General features: G+C 36.9%; 24 protein-coding genes and 1 riboswitch. Of the genes, 3 read left to right on the top strand and 21 right to left on the bottom strand.

What is annotated here, in order from left to right; genetic code table 11:
• Positions 1-109: 109 nt before the first annotated feature.
• The 4 genes from BFM98_RS17105 to BFM98_RS17090 form a co-directional block, all read right to left on the bottom strand.
• Positions 110-1,060 carry an ABC transporter substrate-binding protein gene (locus BFM98_RS17105; protein ID WP_066037995.1) on the bottom strand — a complete coding sequence of 317 codons (951 nt, stop codon included), beginning with the start codon at positions 1,058-1,060 and terminating at the stop codon, positions 110-112.
• On the bottom strand, positions 1,044-1,601 hold the full coding sequence (locus tag BFM98_RS17100; protein WP_004231886.1) for a hypothetical protein: 558 nt from the start codon (positions 1,599-1,601) through the stop codon (positions 1,044-1,046). The genes BFM98_RS17105 and BFM98_RS17100 overlap by 17 nt, the downstream gene beginning before the upstream one ends.
• A 158-nt stretch (positions 1,602-1,759) precedes the next feature.
• Positions 1,760-1,957, bottom strand: a riboswitch (cobalamin riboswitch).
• Positions 1,958-2,081: 124 nt separating this feature from the next.
• On the bottom strand, positions 2,082-2,627 hold the full coding sequence (locus BFM98_RS17095) for a glutathione peroxidase (RefSeq protein ID WP_004231883.1): 546 nt from the start codon (positions 2,625-2,627) through the stop codon (positions 2,082-2,084).
• Positions 2,628-2,707: 80 nt separating this feature from the next.
• Complete coding sequence (locus tag BFM98_RS17090; RefSeq protein ID WP_004231881.1) at positions 2,708-3,262, bottom strand: hypothetical protein; 555 nt, start codon at positions 3,260-3,262, stop codon at positions 2,708-2,710.
• 90 nt (positions 3,263-3,352) lie between these two features.
• Here BFM98_RS17090 and ytvI point away from each other — a divergent pair, with 90 nt between their 5' ends.
• Positions 3,353-4,411 carry a sporulation integral membrane protein YtvI gene (gene ytvI, locus BFM98_RS17085; RefSeq protein WP_048394150.1) on the top strand — a complete coding sequence of 353 codons (1,059 nt, stop codon included), beginning with the start codon at positions 3,353-3,355 and terminating at the stop codon, positions 4,409-4,411.
• Between the two features lie 162 nt (positions 4,412-4,573).
• On the opposite strand, the gene BFM98_RS17080 is transcribed toward ytvI, so the two are convergent.
• Both BFM98_RS17080 and BFM98_RS17075 read right to left on the bottom strand, forming a co-directional pair.
• Positions 4,574-5,707, bottom strand: a complete 1,134-nt coding sequence (locus BFM98_RS17080; protein WP_304481699.1) for a C40 family peptidase — start codon at positions 5,705-5,707, stop codon at positions 4,574-4,576.
• A 342-nt stretch (positions 5,708-6,049) separates the two neighbouring features.
• The gene (locus BFM98_RS17075) at positions 6,050-8,038 is read right to left on the bottom strand and encodes an ABC1 kinase family protein (RefSeq protein WP_066037994.1); all 1,989 of its coding nucleotides are present in this window, start codon (positions 8,036-8,038) and stop codon (positions 6,050-6,052) included.
• Between the two features lie 249 nt (positions 8,039-8,287).
• Between BFM98_RS17075 and BFM98_RS17070 the strand changes: the two genes are divergently transcribed.
• A complete protein-coding gene (locus BFM98_RS17070) occupies positions 8,288-9,982 on the top strand; it encodes an FAD-dependent oxidoreductase (RefSeq protein ID WP_066037993.1) in 1,695 nt (564 codons plus the stop codon).
• A gap of 38 nt (positions 9,983-10,020) precedes the next feature.
• Here the strand turns inward: BFM98_RS17070 and BFM98_RS17065 are convergent, their stop codons facing one another.
• From BFM98_RS17065 to hmpA, 11 genes are all read right to left on the bottom strand, one after another.
• Positions 10,021-10,971 (bottom strand): c-type cytochrome, encoded by a 951-nt coding sequence (locus BFM98_RS17065; RefSeq protein WP_004231872.1) that lies wholly within the window; start codon positions 10,969-10,971, stop codon positions 10,021-10,023.
• A 234-nt stretch (positions 10,972-11,205) separates the two neighbouring features.
• The gene (locus tag BFM98_RS17060; RefSeq protein ID WP_066037992.1) at positions 11,206-11,910 is read right to left on the bottom strand and encodes a DsbA family oxidoreductase; all 705 of its coding nucleotides are present in this window, start codon (positions 11,908-11,910) and stop codon (positions 11,206-11,208) included.
• Between the two features lie 12 nt (positions 11,911-11,922).
• A complete protein-coding gene (locus tag BFM98_RS17055; RefSeq protein ID WP_066037991.1) occupies positions 11,923-12,699 on the bottom strand; it encodes a sulfite exporter TauE/SafE family protein in 777 nt (258 codons plus the stop codon).
• 80 nt (positions 12,700-12,779) lie between these two features.
• Positions 12,780-13,010, bottom strand: a complete 231-nt coding sequence (locus BFM98_RS17050) for a sulfurtransferase TusA family protein (protein WP_112118009.1) — start codon at positions 13,008-13,010, stop codon at positions 12,780-12,782.
• A 141-nt stretch (positions 13,011-13,151) separates the two neighbouring features.
• Positions 13,152-14,279 carry an MBL fold metallo-hydrolase gene (locus tag BFM98_RS17045; protein ID WP_048394139.1) on the bottom strand — a complete coding sequence of 376 codons (1,128 nt, stop codon included), beginning with the start codon at positions 14,277-14,279 and terminating at the stop codon, positions 13,152-13,154.
• Between the two features lie 79 nt (positions 14,280-14,358).
• On the bottom strand, positions 14,359-14,754 hold the full coding sequence (locus BFM98_RS17040) for a DsrE/DsrF/DrsH-like family protein (protein WP_066037990.1): 396 nt from the start codon (positions 14,752-14,754) through the stop codon (positions 14,359-14,361).
• A 17-nt stretch (positions 14,755-14,771) separates the two neighbouring features.
• Positions 14,772-15,320, bottom strand: coding sequence for a sulfurtransferase TusA family protein (locus tag BFM98_RS17035; RefSeq protein ID WP_048394135.1), 549 nt, complete (start codon positions 15,318-15,320; stop codon positions 14,772-14,774).
• A gap of 66 nt (positions 15,321-15,386) precedes the next feature.
• Complete coding sequence (locus BFM98_RS17030) at positions 15,387-15,683, bottom strand: rhodanese-like domain-containing protein (RefSeq protein ID WP_048394133.1); 297 nt, start codon at positions 15,681-15,683, stop codon at positions 15,387-15,389.
• A 12-nt stretch (positions 15,684-15,695) separates the two neighbouring features.
• The gene (locus BFM98_RS17025; protein WP_066037989.1) at positions 15,696-16,037 is read right to left on the bottom strand and encodes a rhodanese-like domain-containing protein; all 342 of its coding nucleotides are present in this window, start codon (positions 16,035-16,037) and stop codon (positions 15,696-15,698) included.
• A 41-nt stretch (positions 16,038-16,078) separates the two neighbouring features.
• A complete protein-coding gene (locus BFM98_RS17020) occupies positions 16,079-16,339 on the bottom strand; it encodes a metal-sensitive transcriptional regulator (RefSeq protein ID WP_048394130.1) in 261 nt (86 codons plus the stop codon).
• Positions 16,340-16,559: 220 nt separating this feature from the next.
• Complete coding sequence (hmpA, locus tag BFM98_RS17015) at positions 16,560-17,726, bottom strand: NO-inducible flavohemoprotein (RefSeq protein WP_054549641.1); 1,167 nt, start codon at positions 17,724-17,726, stop codon at positions 16,560-16,562.
• A 190-nt stretch (positions 17,727-17,916) separates the two neighbouring features.
• On the opposite strand from hmpA, the gene BFM98_RS17010 reads away from it, so the two are divergent.
• Positions 17,917-18,354 carry an Rrf2 family transcriptional regulator gene (locus BFM98_RS17010; protein WP_048394127.1) on the top strand — a complete coding sequence of 146 codons (438 nt, stop codon included), beginning with the start codon at positions 17,917-17,919 and terminating at the stop codon, positions 18,352-18,354.
• Between the two features lie 49 nt (positions 18,355-18,403).
• On the opposite strand, the gene BFM98_RS17005 is transcribed toward BFM98_RS17010, so the two are convergent.
• The 4 genes from BFM98_RS17005 to BFM98_RS16990 form a co-directional block, all read right to left on the bottom strand.
• Positions 18,404-19,384 carry a GNAT family N-acetyltransferase gene (locus tag BFM98_RS17005; protein WP_048394125.1) on the bottom strand — a complete coding sequence of 327 codons (981 nt, stop codon included), beginning with the start codon at positions 19,382-19,384 and terminating at the stop codon, positions 18,404-18,406.
• A gap of 177 nt (positions 19,385-19,561) precedes the next feature.
• Positions 19,562-20,680: a DUF4179 domain-containing protein gene (locus tag BFM98_RS17000; protein ID WP_066037988.1), complete on the bottom strand. Its 1,119-nt coding sequence runs from the start codon at positions 20,678-20,680 to the stop codon at positions 19,562-19,564.
• The gene (locus tag BFM98_RS16995; protein ID WP_066037987.1) at positions 20,655-21,242 is read right to left on the bottom strand and encodes an RNA polymerase sigma factor; all 588 of its coding nucleotides are present in this window, start codon (positions 21,240-21,242) and stop codon (positions 20,655-20,657) included. Before BFM98_RS16995 ends, BFM98_RS17000 begins: the two co-directional genes overlap by 26 nt.
• Positions 21,243-21,468: 226 nt before the next feature.
• Positions 21,469-21,963, bottom strand: coding sequence for a DUF1648 domain-containing protein (locus BFM98_RS16990; RefSeq protein WP_066037986.1), 495 nt, complete (start codon positions 21,961-21,963; stop codon positions 21,469-21,471).
• Positions 21,964-22,155: the final 192 nt, after the last annotated feature.

Here is a 22,155-nt window from a genome sequence, read left to right as displayed (position 1 = left end):
TTTATTTTAAAGAACAAACTACATTAATTCCAATTTTCACGCTAGGTAATAATTTAAACCACATAAAAAATGCTAGCTGAATGGCTGACAGCTAGCATGGAAATATTTCTTATTTAAATAACTCTGGGTACACAGCCTTCGCTACTAATTCTACAGCTTCACCAATACGCGGACCAGGTCGATTAGAGATATCTGTATCAATGGACAATACCGCTTTGTTTTGAATAGCTTTCACAGTATTCCAACCATCTCGTCCAAGAATTTCTCCTATTGGATCTTCTGTATAGTTTACTGTTGTTAAAATAACATCTGGATTTTTCGCAATAACATCTTCCTCATTCACTTTTGCCCAGCTATTCAAGTCAGAAAAAACATTATTAACATTAGCTGCATCTAATATTTCTTGCTGGAAAGTGCTAGAGCCTGCTGTATATATGTCTGGCTTAGGGCTAACCTCTAAATAAACATTTTTCGGCGTTTTGACATCCTTCACCTTCGTTTGTACTTCAGCAATTTTCGCTTTAATCTCTTCGTTTAATTTATTTCCTTTATCAGCAACATCCATCACAGCAGCAATTTGTTCGATATCTCCATAAACATCGTCGAAAGTAGTCGCAGATTGAATAACAAACACTTTAATTCCTGCGTCCTCAAGCGGCTTTAGGGCATCCTTATCACCGATTGTATAAGCAATGACAACATCTGGCTTTAACGCTATAATTCTTTCACTGTTAAAGTTCGTAGTATCAGAGACACGTTCAATTTTTTGTGCTTCCTCTGGGTAAGTATCGTACTCAGTTGCTCCTACAATTTTATCGCCAACACCTAAAGCAAACAAAATTTCAGTATTACTTGGTTGTAAAGATACAACTGTTTTTGGTACTTCATTAAACGCTATTTCCACTCCACGGTCATCTGTCACTTTATAGCTTGTTTTCTCTGCTTGTTGTGTATCTTGCGAAGCATCTTTATTTTTTGTATCTTCAGCAGTGCCACAGCCTGCTAATACCAGTGCAAGTAAGAACACTGATAGCCATTGGAAATTAAATACTTTTTTCATTGTTATTCTCCTTTTTCTTTTTCATTGGGTAGGATTTACTAATAAACGGTATTTCCGCTATTCCAGCTTGCTGATTCATAAAAACAGCCATGACAAAACATACATTAGCTAATAAACCAAGGTAATCGAAAAGAATAGCTGGAACCTCTCGTTCTTCTGATACTTTGTGTAAAGTACGATATGATTTTTTTGCCTCACTGCGACAAAGATGTAAGGCTGCAGCAGCCTCTGTTCCTTGAGGTAAAACAAAACTTTGAATCTCTTCCTTCACATGGCGAACGTAAAAATCATAACGTTCACTTAACCAAGATAAATCCTCTTCAGTTACTGCTAATTTCCCACGTACTGAGCCATTCACATGATAAGCCATAGGTAACATAAGCAATAAATCCTCAGCAACAACTTGAACATCCTCTTTTTTTACCGCAGCTAATGCAACTCCTAGATGTGTTGTCAGGCTATCTGTTCGAATTTCAAAATCGACCGTTGAAGCTTTCTCACGCATAAATGGATAACAAGAATAACGGGCATCTTTTTTCACTTGCTTCCCCCCTATTTTCTATAATGAAAAATTCTTATTTGAAAGGCATAAAAAAGTCGCTCCTTTTTGCAAAGGAACGACAAAAATAACATAATGAGCCATCAAACTAGACAAAGCCTATGTATTTGCCGTATATCCTCCTAGCTTCCGAGAAGTTTTTATACGTTCAAATAAAGGTCGGTCTCCTGGCTTGTACAGTTCGTCACATGAAACGAATGTGTTATAAAGGACCTTCCCATCTTCTTTGAGACAGTGGTAAATCTTTATAATGGCTGCACTTACAGTTGCGGAAACAGCTCCGGTTTTTCACCGGATTCCCGATTATGCTAATTAGCACCTTTATTCTGCAAGAATATTTCATTTGTAAAGCAGTTTATCATATATGCTTCAGAAAAAATAGCTGTACACAGTTTTAAAATATAGCATTATTTCTACTTGAAGAGAAAACCCTAACAAATTTTTACATTATTAAGAAATTTACTATAATAGTGTTTCAATTGCTTTTTCAATATCGAGCTGTGAATCTGTTGGTTCAAAGCGTGCGACGGTCTTACCATTAGCATCTACTAGAAATTTTGTAAAGTTCCAGCGAATATTACGACCATCTAAAAAGCTTGGGGCAAGTTGAACAATTGCTTCTGCCAACATTTTCTCCTGCATACTTGCCTTCCCAAACTCTCGGTAATCCACTTCATGCTTTAAATAATTAAAGAGTGGATGGGTAGCCTCTCCATTTACCTGTACAAGCTCAAAAATCGGGAATGTGACCCCATAGTTTACCTTGCATAGATGCTTAGTTTCCTCCCCATCTTCAGGATTTTGATGGCCAAATTGATCACAAGGGAATCCAAGAACTACAAAATTCTCTTTTCCATATTTATCATACATTTTCTGTAAGTCTTCAAATTGATATGTAAATCGGCATTGGTTTGCCGTGTTAACAATTAACATTGTTTTTCCACGATATGTTTCCATCGATAAAATTTCGCCATTAGGCTTCCGAACTAGATAATTATAAATGCTCATGCATAATCCCCTTTTTTCATTCATTATAGTTGACTATTCTATCGTTCATCAAAGAATTTGCACAAAAAAACACCACCTCGCTACTTTGAACGGATGGCTGACTTATACTTCTTTTTATATTTAGCATCTTGTTCTTCATTAATTAAACGATGGGCAATATCTAATAATTTCGAGTCATTTGTTTGATCATATAACTTTTTAAATGACATAATAATATCCTGACGAATAAGAGATGGCTGTTTTTCATCTATACATGTTTGAAATCTTTTAGCTAGATACGATACAACCAAATCTCTTTGTACTGGACCCGCCTGTCCAATTTTCCAAATTGCTTGTAATGCATGCCTTGCCGTAGCAGATTGTTCATCGTAAGTCACAGCCCAAATCTTTAAAAAATCCTCCAAGACCCTTTCTTCAGGATCACTTTTTGCAGCTAAAGCGCATAAAATTTGTGCAGCACGTGCACGAGAATAACCATTATTGTATGTAAGTGCTTTTATTAGCTGTTCCCAAACTGCATATGTCCAATCTACGGGTTCCTGCATAATTTTCATTAATTCCTCGTAAGATTCATATTGAATATCGCGATCATGCTCTGTTAGATTACTAAAAAGTTGCAAAATCTCTTTTTCCATAATTCATCCCTACCTTTATTGTTTCAGAACGTAATAAAATTTGATTTATGGTACACTTAACTTAATTTTTTTCGCAAAGAAGGTGAGTTTATGAATAAATTTAATGCTAGGAAATTGATTTTTCGGTTGATTGTGATAATATCACTACTTCTAGCTGCCTATTTTGTTATCCCAGTGTCCATGCCTTTAATACTTGCTGGGATTAGTGCATTTTTCTTAGAACCGATTGTCATGTTCTTTAAACGGAAATGGAAAATGTCACGGAAAATAGCAGTTGCTTTTATTTACATAGTGAGTGTTATTGTTATATCTATTATTTGTTATCTTTCTATTACACAAATAATGACACAAATAATTTTACTATCTAAGCAAGCTCCCTATTATATTTCCAAGCTATCAGATATGTGGCTTCATATGCAAGAAAATATTTCTAAATACACAGAAGACTTTCCACCTGAAGTAAGTGCTTCGCTTCAAAAAACCACTATGGATTTCATAAAGAAAGTCGAAGAATCCTTTTTAAGCTTCTTTAATTATAGCAAAGTTTCTGCCTTCTTTTCAGAGATACCCAGCCTATTTATCAGTCTTCTCGTTTATATGATTGCGCTATTCCTATTTATGCTTGATTTGCCTAAGTTAAAGCAAATCACTTATAAATATTTAAAGCCCAATACAGCAAAGAAGATAAAAATTATTTTAAATCGCTTAAAAGATGCAACATTTGGCTATATGAAGGCTCACTTATTTGTAAGCTTTATTATTGGAGGCGTCACACTCATTGGACTGCTATTAATCCAACCGAAATATGCAGTAACAATGACGATTATTATCTGGTTAATAGATATTGTACCATTCCTAGGCTCTATCATTATTCTAGCGCCATGGGGACTTTACCACCTGTTGATGGGAAACACCTCTATAGCTGTAAAATTATTCATCTTAGCTGCTATTTTACTTATTATTCGTCGAGTAGTCGAGCCTAAATTAATGGGAGACCATATCGGTTTATCCACTTTACCAACATTAATTTCCATGTTCATAGGTCTACAGTTATTTGGTATTATCGGTTTACTTGTCGGCCCATTCGTTATTATTTTCTTTATTGCCTTGAAAGAGACAGGTGTCATCAAAGTAAATTTTAAAATTTAATATCAATTTAGTATGCAGGAAAGTCTCTTTTCAAGAATAGAAGTAGTCGTCTTGTTTCTTTTGAAAGAATAGCATTCCAAAAACAAAAAAGGTCATCTTTGTATATTTTTCTCTACAAAGATGACCTTTTTCTTATCTCAACCGTCTATATATTAGTGAGGCCTATTGAATACGTCCAAAGCCTACTAAGTATTGATTCCACCAATCAAGTGATTCAATTACGACACCATTGTTTTGAGCGTCGATCATTGTGTTATTACCTAAATAAATACCTACGTGTGCTACACCTGAACCATAGCTGAAGAACACTAAGTCCCCAACGCGTGCTTCACCTGCTGAAATGCGTTGTGTTGCTAAATATTGTTGTGATGCTGTACGAGGTAAAGAAACACCCGCTTGCTTATATGACCATTGTACAAGACCTGAACAGTCAAAACCTGTTGATGGGTTGCTACCACCCCAAACATAAGGACGTCCTAGGAATTGTTTAGCTGTTGAAATGGCATCTCCTGAAGAAACAGTGCCAGCTCCTGACCCAACAATAATTTTTTGTGGTTCGCCTCCACCATTATTTTGAGTTGCTTGTATAACTGGTGTAGCTGCTTGAAGTGCACGTAAACGAGCTGCCTCTTCTTCAGCTGCTTTACGCTCTGCTTCTAAACGTTCTTCTTCTTGTTTCGTTGCAATTTCAGCTTTTAATGCAAGTGATTTCGCTTCGTTCTCAGCTTTCTTCACTTCCATTTCACTTTCTTTTTGCTGAAGCTCTTGGAATTGTTTTTGAAGTTCCTTTTGTTTTTCATCTAATGTAGCTTTTTGTTGCTCTAAGCTTGCTTTATCTGCTTCCTGTTGATCCACTAATTCTTGGTCAGCATCCATTAATGTTTTTACCGCTACGACACGATCCATTAAATCTGCAAAGCTTTTTGCCTCAAGCACTACATTTAAATAAACACCTACAGTGTTGTCTTGCGCTTGGTATGCAGCCATACGCTCACTTAAAATTTTTGAACGTTGCTCGATACGTTTTTGTGTTTCAACAATACTAGCATCCACTTCTTTAATATCTGCTTGTACTTGTTTAAATACCTTTACTTTTGCGTCGATCTCTTGTTGTAGTTTCGTTAGTTCTTCTTGTAATTTTTTAATTTGTGCATCTATTTCAGCCTTTTTCTCAATCATTTGTTGAGAAGTTTCTTCGGCATGTACTTCTGTTGGTTGAATTGTATTAAATAATAAGCCGCCAGCTAGTGCTAATGCTAGCACCATCGACTTACGCCATTTGTTACGCTTAGCCACGTTACCTTCATTTCCCTTCATCTATCAATTTCGCTCTCGATATTCTATGTAATCACTTGAACGATTTCTATTTTAATTAAATGTTCTTATATTTATTTTAGCCTTTTAAAGTTTAGCATTTTCTACATAACTTTTATACTATTTCATGTCTATTTAATACATTAGTAAAACTCGAAACATTTCTGTAACATTCGCACTTAAACTACATTATTCTACATAATACATTTTTCTTCTACACAGAGAAACTATTAGCTAATTCGACATTAGACCTAACAGATCTTTTGTAATGTTTTTGTAATATTTGAGGATGCCAAAGAAAAAGGTAGGGAAAAAATTCCCTACCTATTGCTTCATCGACCTTAATGCTTGTATAGATAATCTCACTAACAAAATAGCACATAAAAATAAACCTAAATATGCCGCTGTGTTCAAATAGACCGCATAAGAATCGTGGATAAATTGTGAAATAGCTAAAAGAGCGACAGATATAATACCAAAAGTTATACCCACCAGCAGCAAAACAAATTGAGAAAACAAATGTGTAATAAAACGTGAATTATGTTCATCCGAAAAGACATCATGATGTAAAATGATTTTTCCGCTCTCAACTCGCTGAATGAGCTGATCGACTCTTCTAGGCATTTTACGCAAAGTCGGTATTAGCATAGATAATTCTTCTTGCAGCCGCTCCTTAGTTGCCATCGGTTCTTTAAAAGGCTTAAGGAAAGAGGCACGCATATATGTAGCAGAAAAATCCTTTGCCTCAGTAAAGATATCAAAACGTGGGTCTATTACCCGTAATGTGCCATCTAACGTCACTAAGGAACGGAGAGCTAATCCCACTGCTGGATAAAATGCAAGTCCAAAATCTCTTACCACTGTAAATAGCGCGTGAATTAATTCTTCAGTAGGTATACGGTCAACATAGGAAATTTTCAGTAAAATTTGGTCGATTGCCTGCTCCATTCTCGCACGTTCTGCATGATCAGCATTTTCCACTAATAATGTTAAACCATCATATAAAACGCTTGAATCATTTAGTTGAATGCCCATTAAGAATAACTTTAAGCCTTCTTGCTGTGTTGCACCTAAACGTCCTACTGCGCCAAAGTCAAGCAAGACTGGTGTTCCATCTGTTTCATCTATATGGATATTTCCTGGATGTGGATCTGCATGAAAAATACCAGAGAATAGCATCTGCTCAAAAAATGAGTAGAGTACGGTTCTTGCAAATTGCCTACGATCAATCGACAAACGATTAAATTCAGATGCCCCATCTGCCACACTTTGTCCACGAATATACTCCATCACAATAACATTTTCATTACTGTAAGGCGTAAATATTTTAGGAATTCGAACCTTGTAATCGCTTTTCGCCAGTGCATTCTTCACCTGTAGCGTATTACGTACTTCAATATCTAAATGAATCTCCTCACGTAGCCCCTCTGCAAATCCCCCAGCCAACTCTCGAAAGCCTAATGATTCTGCCCAGGTTGATTTTGTGGATAGCCAATTAGCAAATTCCTCTAAAATTTCAAGGTCATCGCGCATAATTCCCTTTACTTCTGGACGCAATAGCTTGACTACCACCTCTTCATAATTTTTAAGCCTTGCTTTATGCACTTGGCCAATAGAGGCTGCTGCAATGGGTTCCATTTGAAATTGGCTAAATATTTCGTCCATTGATTGCGGAAGAGATCTCTCTAAAATTTGTTTCACTTGTTCCTCTGATAAAGGCCTTACTCGGTGTTGAAGCCTTTCTAATTCATCAATAAAAATAGGTGAAAAAAGCTCTTTTCGTGTGGAAAGTACCTGGCCAAATTTGATGAAAATCCCACCACATTGTTCTAACGTTGCGCGCAAAGCAATTGCAAGTTCTTTTTCATTTTCTCGTTGCCTCGCATATTTAATCGTTTGTACGACACCGTTTGTAACAGCAATTTTTAATACCTGACGCAGGCGTTTCTGCTGTCGCCAATAGCTACGCAATCGCAATAGTAAAGATTTTTGGCCGTGACGGCGATCTCCATTCGTAATGCCACTAGGGTCAAAAAGCTCAAATACCAAATAAAGCAACATCGAAATTAGTAGCATACTACCGATCCAAATCAGTGTGCTTACCTCAGTTACTGTTTGCATCATCGTTTCTGATAAAAAATCTGTATGGCGTAGATAAGAATACCAGTACACAAAAGAGGTTAATGTCACACTAATAACGACTGACAGCACTCTTCGCACAAAATTAATATTCGAGCCAATTAATCGTCCACTCACAATATAAATCAAACCCGATACTATGAGGATTTGGGTTAAAAATTTCAAAAAGATCAACAGTGTCACCCCCTGTGCCATTTCCATTTCCTACTACCGTTAGTATAGCAAATTTGTGCATCAACTTTCTTGAACGAGGAACACCATAGAAAATTTATTAATTTGGCACCTTGATAAAATACCCTTTAGGGTATTTTATTTATTTGTAGTATTCAAACTACATAATTCTCCTAATTTTAGAGAAAAAACCTTTATTTAAGAGACTCTAAATACCCCATTATGTATTTATTATGAAAAGGAGTGTTTACATTGAGTAAAAAATTTTTAATAGTCGGTGGCGTTGCAGGTGGTGCATCCACAGCAGCTCGTCTTCGTCGTCTAGATGAAAAAGCAGAAATTATTATATTTGAAAAGGGGCCGAATGTTTCATTCTCTAATTGTTCTCTCCCCTTCCATTTAAGCGGGATTGTTGAAAATAGCGACAAATTAATTTTAATGACGCCTCAAGGCTTCCAAACAAAATACAATATAGAGGCTCGTGTTCAGCAAGAAGTTGTACGTATTAACAGAGAGAAAAAAACCATCACCATTAAGGATTTAAAAACGAATAGAGATTATGAGGAAAGTTACGATACGTTAATTTTATCCCCAGGAGCAAGTCCTATCGTCCCTGACTTAGAGGGCATTCATTCTAAGCACGTCTTTACCATTAGAAACGTGGCTGATATTGACCGTTTAAATTGGTATCTACAAACAGATAATGTACAGGATATTGCCGTGGTTGGCGGAGGCTTCATTGGTGTAGAGGTAGCAGAAAATTTGAAGCTAGCAGGCTATAATGTATCTCTAGTTGAATTCGGCCAACAAATTATGGCCCCTTTTGATTATGATATGGCTCAAATCCTACACAAGGAAATGACTGATAAAGGGGTTCAAGTTATTGTCAATGACGGTCTTGCAAAGGTTACACCAAATAATGTGACGTTGAACTCAGGCAAACAATTGAAAGCCCAAGCAGTAGTATTAGCAATTGGCGTTCGACCTGAAATCCGCTTAGCCAAAGAGGCCGGGCTAACAATTGGTGAACTCGGAGGTATTCAAGTTGATGCAAATTACGTGACGTCTGATCCTTCCATATATGCTGTGGGAGATGCGATTGAAGTATTCCATCAGCTTACCCATAAACAGACGCGCCTTGCATTAGCCGGTCCCGCTCAACGACAAGCACGTGCAGCAGCTAATCATATGTATAACATCCCTCATCACAACAAAGGAGTCATTGGATCTTCAAGCGTACAAATTTTCGATCTCGTATGCGCGACAACAGGTTTGAACGAAAAAACAGCCCTAGCAAATGGCTTTCAAGCAAAAAGTGTTTATTTGATAGCTCCAGACAAAGTAGGTCTAATGCCAAATAGTAATCCACTTCACTTTAAGCTCGTTTATGAAACACCGACGGGTAAAATACTAGGGGCTCAAGCAATAGGTAAAGGTAATGCAGATAAGAGGATTGATGTTATAGCTACCCTCATCACAATGGGCGGTACATTAGAAGATTTAAAGGAGCTAGAGTTATCCTATTCTCCAATGTTTAACACTGCCCGTGATATTGTTAATTTGGCAGCTCTTGTAGCTCAAAATCTATTACACGGACACTTTAAGCAGGTAAAAGTTGATGAAGTAAGGGAACTCATTGAAAATCAAGCCTTTTTCTTAGACGTTCGTGAAAAAAATGAATTTGAATCCGGTCACCTTATCAATGCACACAATATTCCTCTAAGTGAACTTCGGGAAAGAATGGATGAAATTCCGAAGGATCAAGCAGTGTATGTGCATTGCCGATCTGGTCAACGTAGCTATAATGCTGTTATGGCCCTTCAAAATAGCGGTTTTTCTAACGTCTTTAATGTAAGTGGGTCATTCCTAGGGATTTGCTTATACGAATATTTTACAGATATCACAACGAACAGAGATAAAATAGTAACTGCTTATAATTTTAAATAAGTTAAAGGGATGCCAATTATCAGCATCCCTTTTCTTCGTTAATTTGTAGACAAAACTTTTTCCCAGTCAATCGTACCATTTTTAACTTGTTCACGTTTTTCCTTAGTCATGATGTCATTTGGACGCCCGCCTTTTGGCCAATCTTTTTCATGGTTCGCCCACTCTGGACGATCTTGCGATAAAATAAAGGCAGCTAAATCTGCAGCTTCTTGATCTGTTAATGTTCCCGCTGCACCTATCGGCATATTATTTTGAATATAGCCAGCCATTTTTGACATACGTGCCATACCTGCGCCATCATTAAATGAATTATCTCCCCATAAAGCTGGGCCAGTATTAGCACCAGTTCCTGCGCCATCAGCTGCATGACAGGCTATACAGGACTGTGCATAAAGCTCCTCACCATCTGCAACATTTGGAATCGGCACATTCTTCATATCACTTGTGCCCGCCCATTCACGTTTTGCTCCAATTGGAACACCTTCAGAAATATAAGCGAAATACGCCACCATAGCCTCTAGTTCATCACTATTCATTTCGAATTTTTTACCATTCATACTCCGAACCATACAGCCATTAATCCGTTCTTCTATTGTAACTACACCACCTGAGCGTCCAATATACTGTGGATAATTTGCCATTACACCTACTAATGATGAGGCTTGCTCGTCATAGCCAGCACCGGCATGACAGCTTGTGCAAGATAATTGGTTGCCCACATATTCATCTGCCGCAACATGTGTGTTATTAACAAGTTCATAGCCCGTTAATATTGCTTCTTTCATTGGACCATCTGGTACTTCTTCAATACTTGGCGGAGCATAGACCACTGACTGAGCAGCTGCTGTTGTTGGTATTTGTGTTTGCACTGTCGCTTCTTTCTCACTCACATTCGAATCAACTGTAATTTTGTCACTGACAAACGTCCCAACAAAAATGGCGCCTGCTAACAGTACTGTTCCTGCTACTCCTGCTACTATAGGTTTCATCTATAATACCCCCCTTTGTATTCTCACTTATATTTTAGCAACATAACAATTTATTGGATGTGATTTTTCTCACACTACCATAAAATAGAACCATTCAGATGATAAAAAAGGATAAATTATACATTTTATTTTGTTCTATAACACAGAAAACAAGACTTAATACCTCTTGCAGTATTCATTTGTTCGAAAAAAAAGCGTCAAGTACACATACGCACTCGACACCTTTAAAGTCTTTTATAGTTTACACTGTCCATCAGCACATACCGATTCTCCATTACCATTTATCATTATCGTTGGCTGAATACCAGCTATTTCTGCAGCTTGATGCAAAGTTCGCACAAACACTTCATTCGGCTCAGCCCCTTTAATACCATAACGATTTTCAAATACAAAGAACGGTACACTTTGTACGCCAAGTTGCTGTGCTTCATAGCGATCCTTGTCTAGCTCTTCACTAAAATCAGTTGAAGCTAATATTCCCGCTGCAACTTCTCTATCCAAATCTAATTGCGCAATAACTTTTAATAAAAACTCATCTTTATTCAAATCTTCACCATCTTTAAAATAACCAGCCATTAGTGCTTCCGTATAAGCTGTCGCTTTACCAAATTGCTGCGTCCATTTAGCTAAACGATGAGCCTTTTCTGTATGAGCTGTTTTCATCTTAGCAAAATCATAATGCAAACCAACTTCCGTTGCTCTCGTAGCTATATCCTCGACCATATCTTTCACTTCATCTAGCGTGACATCATACTTTTTAGCCAGCGCCTCATAAAAAGAGGGGGCATTCACTTTCGGGATATCTGGGCCTATTTGAAATGCTTTATATTCTATTTCCACTAATCCTGTATAGCCTGCGATGCCAATCGCCCGTTCCAGTTCTCGCTTGCCAATATAACAAAATGGACATGTAAAATCAGAGAAAACTTCAATTTTCATTACCATACCCCCTTATAATATATCCATCCAAATTTTAATAGCTGTTGCTAATATAAGAACCGCTAAAATAATTTGTAGGAATTTAGTATTTAACTTGCCCCCTATTCTCGCACCCAGAGGAGCAGCTATTAGACTAGCTACAATCAAGATGAGCGCTGGATAATATTCCACTTGCCCAGTCATTAATTTACCAATAGTTCCTCCTACTGAGGAGATAAACGTAATAGCAAGGCTTGACGCAATGGTCATACGAGTAGGGATTCCTAAGACCACAAGCATGATTGGTACTAATAAAAATCCACCAGCTGCTCCTACAATTCCGGAACCGATACCAACAACGAAAGCTAATAGGACCGCCAATGGTTTATTAAATGTAACAGCCTGCATCGGTTTATCATCAACTTGCTTTTTCGGTATGAACATCATCACAGATGCAATCAATGCAAGGATTCCATAGACCATGTTAATACCAGACTCAGATAAAAATTTTGAACCGAAGCTACCCACAAGGCTTCCCGCTAATATGGCACTCCCCATATAGATAATGAGTGATTTATTTAAATACCCGCCTTTACGATAGACCCAAACACCTGAAAGAGCAGCAAAAAGTACCTGAATCGCACTTATCCCTGACACCTCATGTGCAGAAAAGGCCGCAAATCCTAGTAATGGCGGTATATATAGTAGCATCGGGAAATTAATGATGGCACCGCCAATACCTAACATCCCTGATACAAATGAACCGAGAAAACCAATAAGTAAAATGGTTAAGATCCATGCAATATCCATTTAGTTTTCCTTCTTTCTGGCTGTATTCAACAAAAGGAAAGAAGGGTTGTTCTACTGTAATAGACAACCCTCAATCAGCCCTATGCTTTCTGAATGAAAAATGTAATAACGCCAGCCTCTTCAGATTGATCTAAAATGATATGACCTCCTGCTTTTGCCCAAGCAGGAATATCCGCTAAAGCTCCTTTATCTGTCACCTGAACTTCTAATACTTCCCCAGACTTTAGGGTATCTATTGCTTTTTTTGTCTTCACAATAGGCATTGGACAAGAAAGGCCTTTTGCATCTAGTTGTAAACTTGATTTCATCATATTCTCCTTCAACTCGGCAAAGGTTGTAAGCGATTTTGCCGGTTCTTCTTGTTTTATATCTTCATGAAGGATGAGCACCTTCAATTCACGAAATTTACATATAATAAGCATACATGCATACTCATTGCACTTTAGCATGTTTTATCGTACTGCACAGCGATTTGGTCCAATTTCCATTTCTGTTTGCTCATCTAACGCAGGTGTGATTTTCCCCATATTCACCTGACGAATTTCCTGATAAGCATTTGGTTGTGGAGGTAATTCATCTGTTACCACACGTCTAAATTCTTCTTCATCTTGAATATTTAATCCATGGTTTTGTACAAATAAATCCCCTAGTCGTCTAGCAACCGTCCCATCTTCATTCAGCTCATCAATAATCATAAAATGTGCTGGTAAGACAATAAGTTCATCAGACAATTCTCGATAACGCTTGTAAAGCGTGTCTCGTAAATCTCCAACCCAGTCATCAGCAAGGCCAGCTAAATCAGGACGTCCGATTGAATCGATAAATAAAATATCTCCTGTTAATAAATATTTGCTGTCAACAACAAATGAAGTAGAGCCTATCGTATGACCAGGAGAATAGATAGCTCCTACATCTATTTTTGATGCACCGATTTGAACAGTCGTTCCATCAACTAACGGTGTATAGTGGAACACAACTTCTTCAGCGTCCTTAGGTGGCAAATAATAGGTTGCGCCTGTCATCTCTGCAATATGGCGCCCACCTGAAATGTGATCAGCATGTAAGTGTGTATCAAAAACATGTTTAATTTGGACATTTTTATGTTCTGCAAAATTTATAAACACATCTGTAAAACGTACAGCATCAATAATAGCTGCTTCACCTTCAGAAAGGACCATATAAGACAGACAGCCCTTTCCTAAGCGAACAAACTGATAAAGCTCACCACCGCCTGTTAAATCACCTACTTTAATTGGCTCTAAATATTCACTCCAGGATTTCATACCTCCAGCTAAATAGGCAACCTCAATACCTGCCTCAGCTAACATTTCAGCAACCATTAAAGACGATCCTTCTTTAGCACAAACGACTAATACATCTTTATCAGTTGGGATATTCGGTAAAATATTATCAATACCATCTAACAGTTCAAAATACGGTATATTTAAGTACTCAAAACGATGTCCATCGATTTTCCAATCTTCGAATGCATCCGCATTACGAACATCTAAAATAAACAACTCTTCATTGTGAATAACCTTTTTAGCTACTTGTGACGCGCTCCATTTTTGAATTGACATCTCTTTTACCCCCATCGGTATTGTTTTTATGTTTTTTATAGCGGAGAGGGGTGCCCTCTCCGCTTTTATAGGTAGGTCACTAGAATGTAAGTGACGGTGCTGCGTCTTTCGCGAATTCTAGGAACGTTACGGCTCCTCCCACCTCAATACCCTCAATGAAATCTTCAATAGTTAAACCCATAACATCCATCGTCATCTGACAAGCAATAAATTTCACACCTAATTCTTGTGCCATTTCCACTAGTTGAGGAATAGCTGGCACATTTGCTTTTGTAAACCCTTCAGCATAGTGTTCTGCTCCAGCTGGCATTGGTAATGCATGCATACCTTGCTTATGAATTAAATTCAAACCTTCAAATGTAAAGAAGATAGCTACCTCTTTCTCAGAAGCTGCCGCAGCTGTTGCGATATTAAATACCTTATACGCATCAAATAAACCACCGTTACTTGCAATGATTGCTACTTTGTTCGACATAATAAAATTCCTCCAATTTAAATGTTTTTTGTTAAATCGCCTGACCAGGATGTCATACCTGGTAAGACGTTAAATACTTTCGTAAAACCATGTGAAGCCAGCTTTTGCGCAGCCATGTCACTGCGTTTTCCAGTACGACAAATAACATATATCTCCTGCTCTTTATCAAGCTCAGAAAGTCGTGTCTCCAGTTCGCCCATTGGTATCGATTTTGCTCCCGCAATATGCCCAAAAGCGAATTCCGCTTCCTCACGTACATCTAGAATTAATCCTTTACGACTTGTGATTTGCTCTAAATCAATTGTTTGATCAAACGTCATTTCTTCTATTTGGTCGTTTGTACATTTACGAATATAGTGTTTCAGTACACCATCATCTTCTAAAGTACCAATATACTGATGACCTACAGTTTCAGCCCATGCCGCAATATCAGCTTTAGATCCTTTGTCAGTCGCAGCTACTTCTAAAATTTGACCATCTACTAAATCAGCCATCGCTTTTTTTGTTTTCACAATCGGCATCGGGCAAGAAAGACCCTTGGCATCTAGCTGAAAATCCGCCTTCATACTTTTCATAACCTCCATATACCTATAAGGGTATTATTTTAATCAAAAAAATATAGATTTAACCTATTACTGTACTTTTCCCTCCCAAGCTAACATACCACCAATCATGTTAGTTACATTAAAGCCATTACTTTCTAATAGTTGAGTAGCCCGAGCACTTCGTCCACCTGATCGACAAACCATAATATACGACTCTCTCTTATTTAATTCAGGTAGTCGAAACTCTAATAAACCTAGCGGGATATGAATAATGCCCGGGATGTGGCCAGCCTCTACTTCATCTACCTCTCGCACATCAATAAGATTCAGCTTCCCTCCTTGCTCCATCGTTTGTTGAACTTCTTTTGCTGTAATTTCTTTCACTTTTTTCTCCTCCTAGTATGCACTCATTCCACCCCGAACATTAGAAACACGCTCAAAACCTTGCTTTTTAAGTTGCTTACAAGCCTGACTACTTCGCATACCACTCTGACAAATAACTATGATCTCTTTATCCTTCGGAAGGTTTTTAAAGCTCGACCCAAGCGGAACATTTTTAAATTGCGAGATATGCCGACCTTTATACTCAGCAGGCGTGCGTACATCGATAAATATCTTATCCTTATCATTCAGCATATCTTTTAATTGGGCTGTAGAAATTGATTGAACGCCCTTCGCTGGCTTCATTCGCCAAACGAAAAAGGCTGCCACAAGCGCGATAATAATCCATATTTCCATATGACCAGTCCTCCTTTTTATACGATTATGGGTATATCAAGTTATCGACTTTTCACGACCAAGTCCATCGCCTCTTGAATAGCAGCATTCATTTTTTCAGCATTGCCTTCAGCAGTCGATACACAATCTAATAAATTTTCACTTACAATGACACCAATCGTCCGGTCAACAGCAGAACGCACGGCAGATAGCTGTGTAATCACATCTTTACAACTTTGACCTTCTTCCATCATGCGTAAAATACCCCGCATTTGACCTTCCATACGTTTCACACGATTTGCAGTGTTTGAGCCATACGCCATTCTGTTATGCCCCCTTTCAAACGATAGATTGAACTTCCTTACGAGATTTATATTATACCCCTATAGGTATATTGTCAACATAAAGCTTCTATCTTTTTTAAAATGCTGCAATTGCGAGTTACAAGTTCTCCCTATCGCTTTAACCTCATCTATCTGCTTCCTTATTATTTCAACAAAAAACCCTGCTACGAGTTATTACTCATAGCAGGGAGTTTATTTTTTATTTAGCTAATTGCATGGCTGGCCCAAAGAATTCATAGTGAATTTTTTCATCTTTCACGCCAATTTCCTGTAAATTTTTAATAACCGCTTCCATAAAGCCTACAGGGCCACATACATATACATCTGCATTATCAGCTACTTTTTCAGCCAGCAATTCTTTTGTAATAAGCTTGTCTTCATCAGAGTATAAAGCTGTATAGGATGCATTCGGTAAGACGTTTACTTTCTTTTGAATGTCATCACTGAACGCTACAACCTTCTCATTACGAGCACATTGGATAAAGTTCACTTCATTCACTGCATTATCATTTAGAGATTGCAGCATACTGTTTAAAGGTGTTACACCGATACCGCCACTTACAAATGTAATTGGTGCAGCCGTTTCTTCTAACACAAATAATCCGGCTGGAGCACTTACATCTACCAAATCTCCAACTTGTAATTGATCATGAATATAATTTGACACTTTACCATTTGGCGTATGGTCACTTTCACGTTTCACCGAAATACGATAGCCATCTTCTGCACTCGCTTGTGAAAGTGTATATTGACGGTTCATTAAATACTCTTCTCCTGGCACTTTCACTCGAATAGAGATGTATTGACCTGGTTCATAAGTTGGTAGTGGTGATCCATCTTCATTTACAAAATAAATAGAAGTTACTAAGTCACTTTCTACAACTTTTTTTGCCACTTTTAATGGTTTAAATAGACGCCAACCACCATTGTTCTCAGTTTTTTGGTATAACTCTTCTTCTACTTGAATGAAAATATCTGCGATAACGCCATAAGCCTCGGCCCATGCACCAATAATGTCATCAGTTGCTGCATCACCAAGTACTTCTTTAATCGCTTTTAATAAGTTTTCACCCACAATTGGGTAATGTTCAGGTAAAATTCCTAAACTACGGTGTTTATGTGCAATAAGCATTACTGCTGGTAAAATTGCTTCTAAGTTTTCAATATGAACTGCTGCAGCGTAAACAGTATTTGCTAATGCTGTTTGCTGACGGCCTTGTTCTTGGTTCGTGTGATTAAAAATATTTAGTAATTCTGGATGAGCTTGAAACATATTTTTATAAAACGTCTTTGTGATTTCAACACCATGAACTTCTAATACAGGTACTGTTGCTTTAATAATTTGAATTGTTTCTTGTTTTAACATATCGCTTACCATCCTTTCGTGATTACAATATAACGCTTTCATTCTCTTAAAGCAATATATAAAATACATCTTTAACAAAATAGACATAATTAATGTATTTTAAATACATCTTTAAAAATAGGTTGTAGATATTATACTTCAATGTAAAAATGCTATAATTATTTTGAATTATAGAAAGTAGGGTGTTTAGATGCGCTTAACTTTATACACAGACTACTCTTTGCGCACACTTATTTATTTAGGCGCAAAGGAAGATGGTCAATTATCGACTATTCAAGAGATCTCAGATGCTTATAATATATCGAAAAACCATTTAATGAAGGTGACACACCAACTCGGGTTATTAGGTTACATTGAAACAATCCGTGGACGTGGCGGTGGAATTCGCCTTGCTATCGATCCAAAAACCATTACTATCGGTGAAATTGTTCGTCATACAGAAGAGGATTTTCATCTTGTAGAATGTTTCGATAAAGAAAATAACCTATGTAAAATAGCTCCAGAATGTCAATTAAAGGGTGTACTGTATGAAGCTTTGCAAGCCTATTTGAAAGTATTAGATCAATACACCTTGGACGATTTCCTTCATTCTAAGGAAAAATTAATGGCTCTACTGCTCGGTAAATAAAAATACCCGCTCAACATTTGTTGAACGGGTATTTTTTTTAGAAGTTTGCTTATAATTGCTTTGAAAAGAAAATCATATCCAATGCACGAATACCATTTTCATAAATTGGTTCTGGGTAATGACTGAAGAAGTCCTTTTCAATAGCCTCCATGCGAAAGCCTGCTTTTTGATAAAAAGCGATATTATCAATACTTGAGTTCGCCGTTCCAACTAATACCGTTTGATAACCATCCTTTTGACATTCTTCAGTGAGCTGTCGCAATATCTCTTTGCCTATTCCCTTCCCTTGATACTTTGGTACAATAGCAATATTCTTCAATTCAATTGTAGTATTAGTTTGAGGAATGACTAATGCCACTCCCACCAACAGTTCTCCACAATTAATTTTATATAATGTACCCTTATCTAAATATTTCCGAACTGCCACTTCACTCTCATCAGCTAATAAAAGCTGAGGTAAAAAGGCTTCTCGGTTTCCTTCTACCTTTTCTAGGGATGTTCGATAACGGACATAATCTTCTCGTTCAAAAACATTTAACACACATGGTTGCTTTTCCTTCACTTCTAACCACGAATGCTCCTCAGGATAATCTTTTTCCACCCCTAATCGAACAAAAGGTAGCTTTTCTTGTGCTTTTTGTGAACGGATATTAACCTTTCGGGCTCCTGCAAAAACACGTGATAATCCCAGCTCAAAAAACGCAATATCTAAAATAGCCGTTTTTGCTTCAAGATTATAGCCCTTCCCCCAAAATTGATAGCCAAGCCAAGAGCCGATATGACAGCTCTTTTTATGACGATCGATAAACATTAATGATGTCACACCAATGACTTGCCCCTCCTCATCTAAAATCACACGAGGGACGGTCTTACCTTCTTCTTCATCTATACGTTCACGCTTAATAAAATGAATTGTGTCTTCTACCTTGCCAGCAGGTAAGCCTAGGGCATCTCGAACCTGTGGCATAGAAGACAACGCATGCATAGCCTCAGCATACTTCACATCATGCCTTACTAACGTTACTGCCATCTTCTATTCCCCTTTATTTCTTAGGATTGAAAACTTATTCTTTATATATACTCCATATACTATAGATTATTCAAAAGCCTTGTTTTGCTAGTATAACTGAATATCCATCTACTTTATATAAATATAGAAAAATAAAAATTGAGAAAGTGAGCTTTTACTACACTTTCTCAATTATTTTTATGGTTGAACTGGTATAGTGATCTCTAGTTCAGGTATATATTGAATTTTCGGATAACCGTTTTTATCCAATTGAAACATACCTTTTTCGTTTTCCTTGAAAAGATGGATATAGGGTTTTAAGGTTATTGTTTTTGGAACAGATTCAAAAGGAGTGTACCGAAGATCATCAAGATGAATGTTTCCATTGGTAGCGTTCCAACCGTTTCCTCCAATTACTTCAATTTCACGACCATGCTCATCAATAATAACTATCCCCATTGTTAGTAGTGTTAAATTATCAGTGAACGTTGAATTATCAGTTAAAACCATCCGTGTTGTGATACTTGTTGTAACTGGTGTTAGCTTGACCTTTTCAAGAGTCAAATGAATATTGTCATATTGTCGACTTATATTTGGTGCTAAAGCTACATAGTCTTTCACTTTATTTTTCACAGGAATATCAATTTCAATGGGGTTTTCTATACCTCTCACAAAAGCTTGAATGGTTAAATCAAATTGCTCTGGAAAAGGCTTCCCTCCCTGATTTCTCAGATCCGAAAATTCAATAATAACAGAAGCATTATCTTTACCAGGATACATAAAACGACTAATAGAATTGGACTCACTCGGAGCAAAAGAATTAATAGGCTCATCATTTATAAACAAATTATAATTACTGATACAATCCATTAAAGCTTCTTTCTGATCTTCTTTATAGGGGCGTTCAATAGCAATTGAAACACGTGTACCGTCATACGCTACTTCCGATACACTTAATGTAAACCCCTCCTGTGTCACACTTGTCTGGGGTTTTGTAGAAAGTCCTTTTTCATCAGCCATCTTCAACCCCAAATCACCAGCGAGTCGGAAAATTGAGGATAGTACAGGCACTTGTTTAAGCGTTGCAGCCATTGTTGGTGAAATAAATGATGTAATAAATAGTAAGCTAACTAGCATGGCTGTTGCAAAAGCAACTTTATAGTACCATTTCTTCTGGTGCTTTACTACTTGTGGCTGCTCGTTACGTTCATATTTACTAATTACACGATCAACCAGATCAACTTCTACAGGTGTTTCTCGAATTAGCAGCTCTATTTGTGCCATATCTTTATCATTCTGCTTTAAATGAATGCTCATAAAATCCACCTCCTAACTTATTCTCCTTTATTAATTTTTTTCGTAATCGTTCATATTTTTTTCTTATTGTAGCTGGTTTCATATCCATAATTTCAGAAATTTCTTCAAAGCTATATTCTTCAATAGAACGAAGCAGTAAAATCCTTTTTTCATCTACATGTAAGTTTTCCAATAGCCTATGCACCATTTCATCATATTCAGGTATCGGAGCTTGCGTCTGCTTCACTTGTTCTTGCTTCACATTTAGCCAAAACTTATAGCCCCTATTTTTTGCTTTTATGACATCAATACAATGGTGGTGAGCGATTTTATAAAGCCACGCCGATAAGGAAACTGTATAAGAAAATTTTTGAATATTCTCTAGTCCTTTAATAAAAATATCTTGTGAAGCATCCTCCGCCTCCTCTTTGGTTCCTAGCATATAGTAACAATAAATATAAATTTGCTTTTGAAAACAACGAATGATTTCTGCATAGTCATGCGTGTCCCCTGATTGAACTTGCTCCACGATTGATTGAATATCTATATCAGCTCGATCTTTTGATGGTTCTCGTGTAGTCAATGTTGTCCCCCCTCTCCAATCTATATAACTGAAATTATTAGAAGTTTGTGACACTAGATAAAAAATCTTAAAAATATTATTGAATGTCATCGAGTTACTTGGAGAAATCTTTTATATCTTCCCTTCCTCGCCTATATAACTGAAATCAACAGCCATTTGTGACACACTATAAAAATTTTTTCACAAAAATAAAACGCTTAAGGGTAACTTAAGCGTTTGAGTCTCACTATTTTATTTTGTAGCTTGTTATAAACCCTTTAATAATTGGGATAAATACTCCTATCAATACAATGGGTAGGAACCACCATCCTAATGAATTTACCTCACCAAGACCAATACGAACCATCTGAATCGATATAAAAGCAAATAAAATGAGACAGATATTTTTTACTTGATTTAGTATTTTTCTGCTATTCAAATAAAATACTTTTACATTACTTTCATCCAAACGTGACGGATAATTATGCATATGAGGTGCTTTTTCTAGCAGCCACATAACAATCCATAAAAATAAACCGATGAACGGAAGGATGAATAATTCTATTTTTGCGCCCCAACGATCCACCTCACCTAATCCATTAAAATGACCAGGTATTTCATCAGGCAACTTACCCCATGCCAATATAATATAAAAGATGGATAAAATAAATATACTACCACCAATATAGTCCCATATCTTTTCTGATCTTGTTTTAGGTAACTTTAAAATTGGCCTATACATTTTCTCCACCCCTGTTCTTTTCCTTTACTACATCTACGTTATGACTACTATTAAAGTTTCAAAATTTATGAAAATTGACTTAATATTCAACATGCACCATTAATTATCCCTATTATTAGTAGCATTATAGCGATAAAATCTACTTTTTTTATTACTTCCCATATAATTTATACCCATTTTCAAACTGCTAAT

Source organism: Lysinibacillus sp. AR18-8 (assembly GCF_001705465.1).
Taxonomy (GTDB): domain Bacteria; phylum Bacillota; class Bacilli; order Bacillales_A; family Planococcaceae; genus Lysinibacillus; species Lysinibacillus capsici.
Note: the sequence above shows the minus strand (reverse complement) of the source record. Positions and strands in the feature narration are given on the sequence as shown.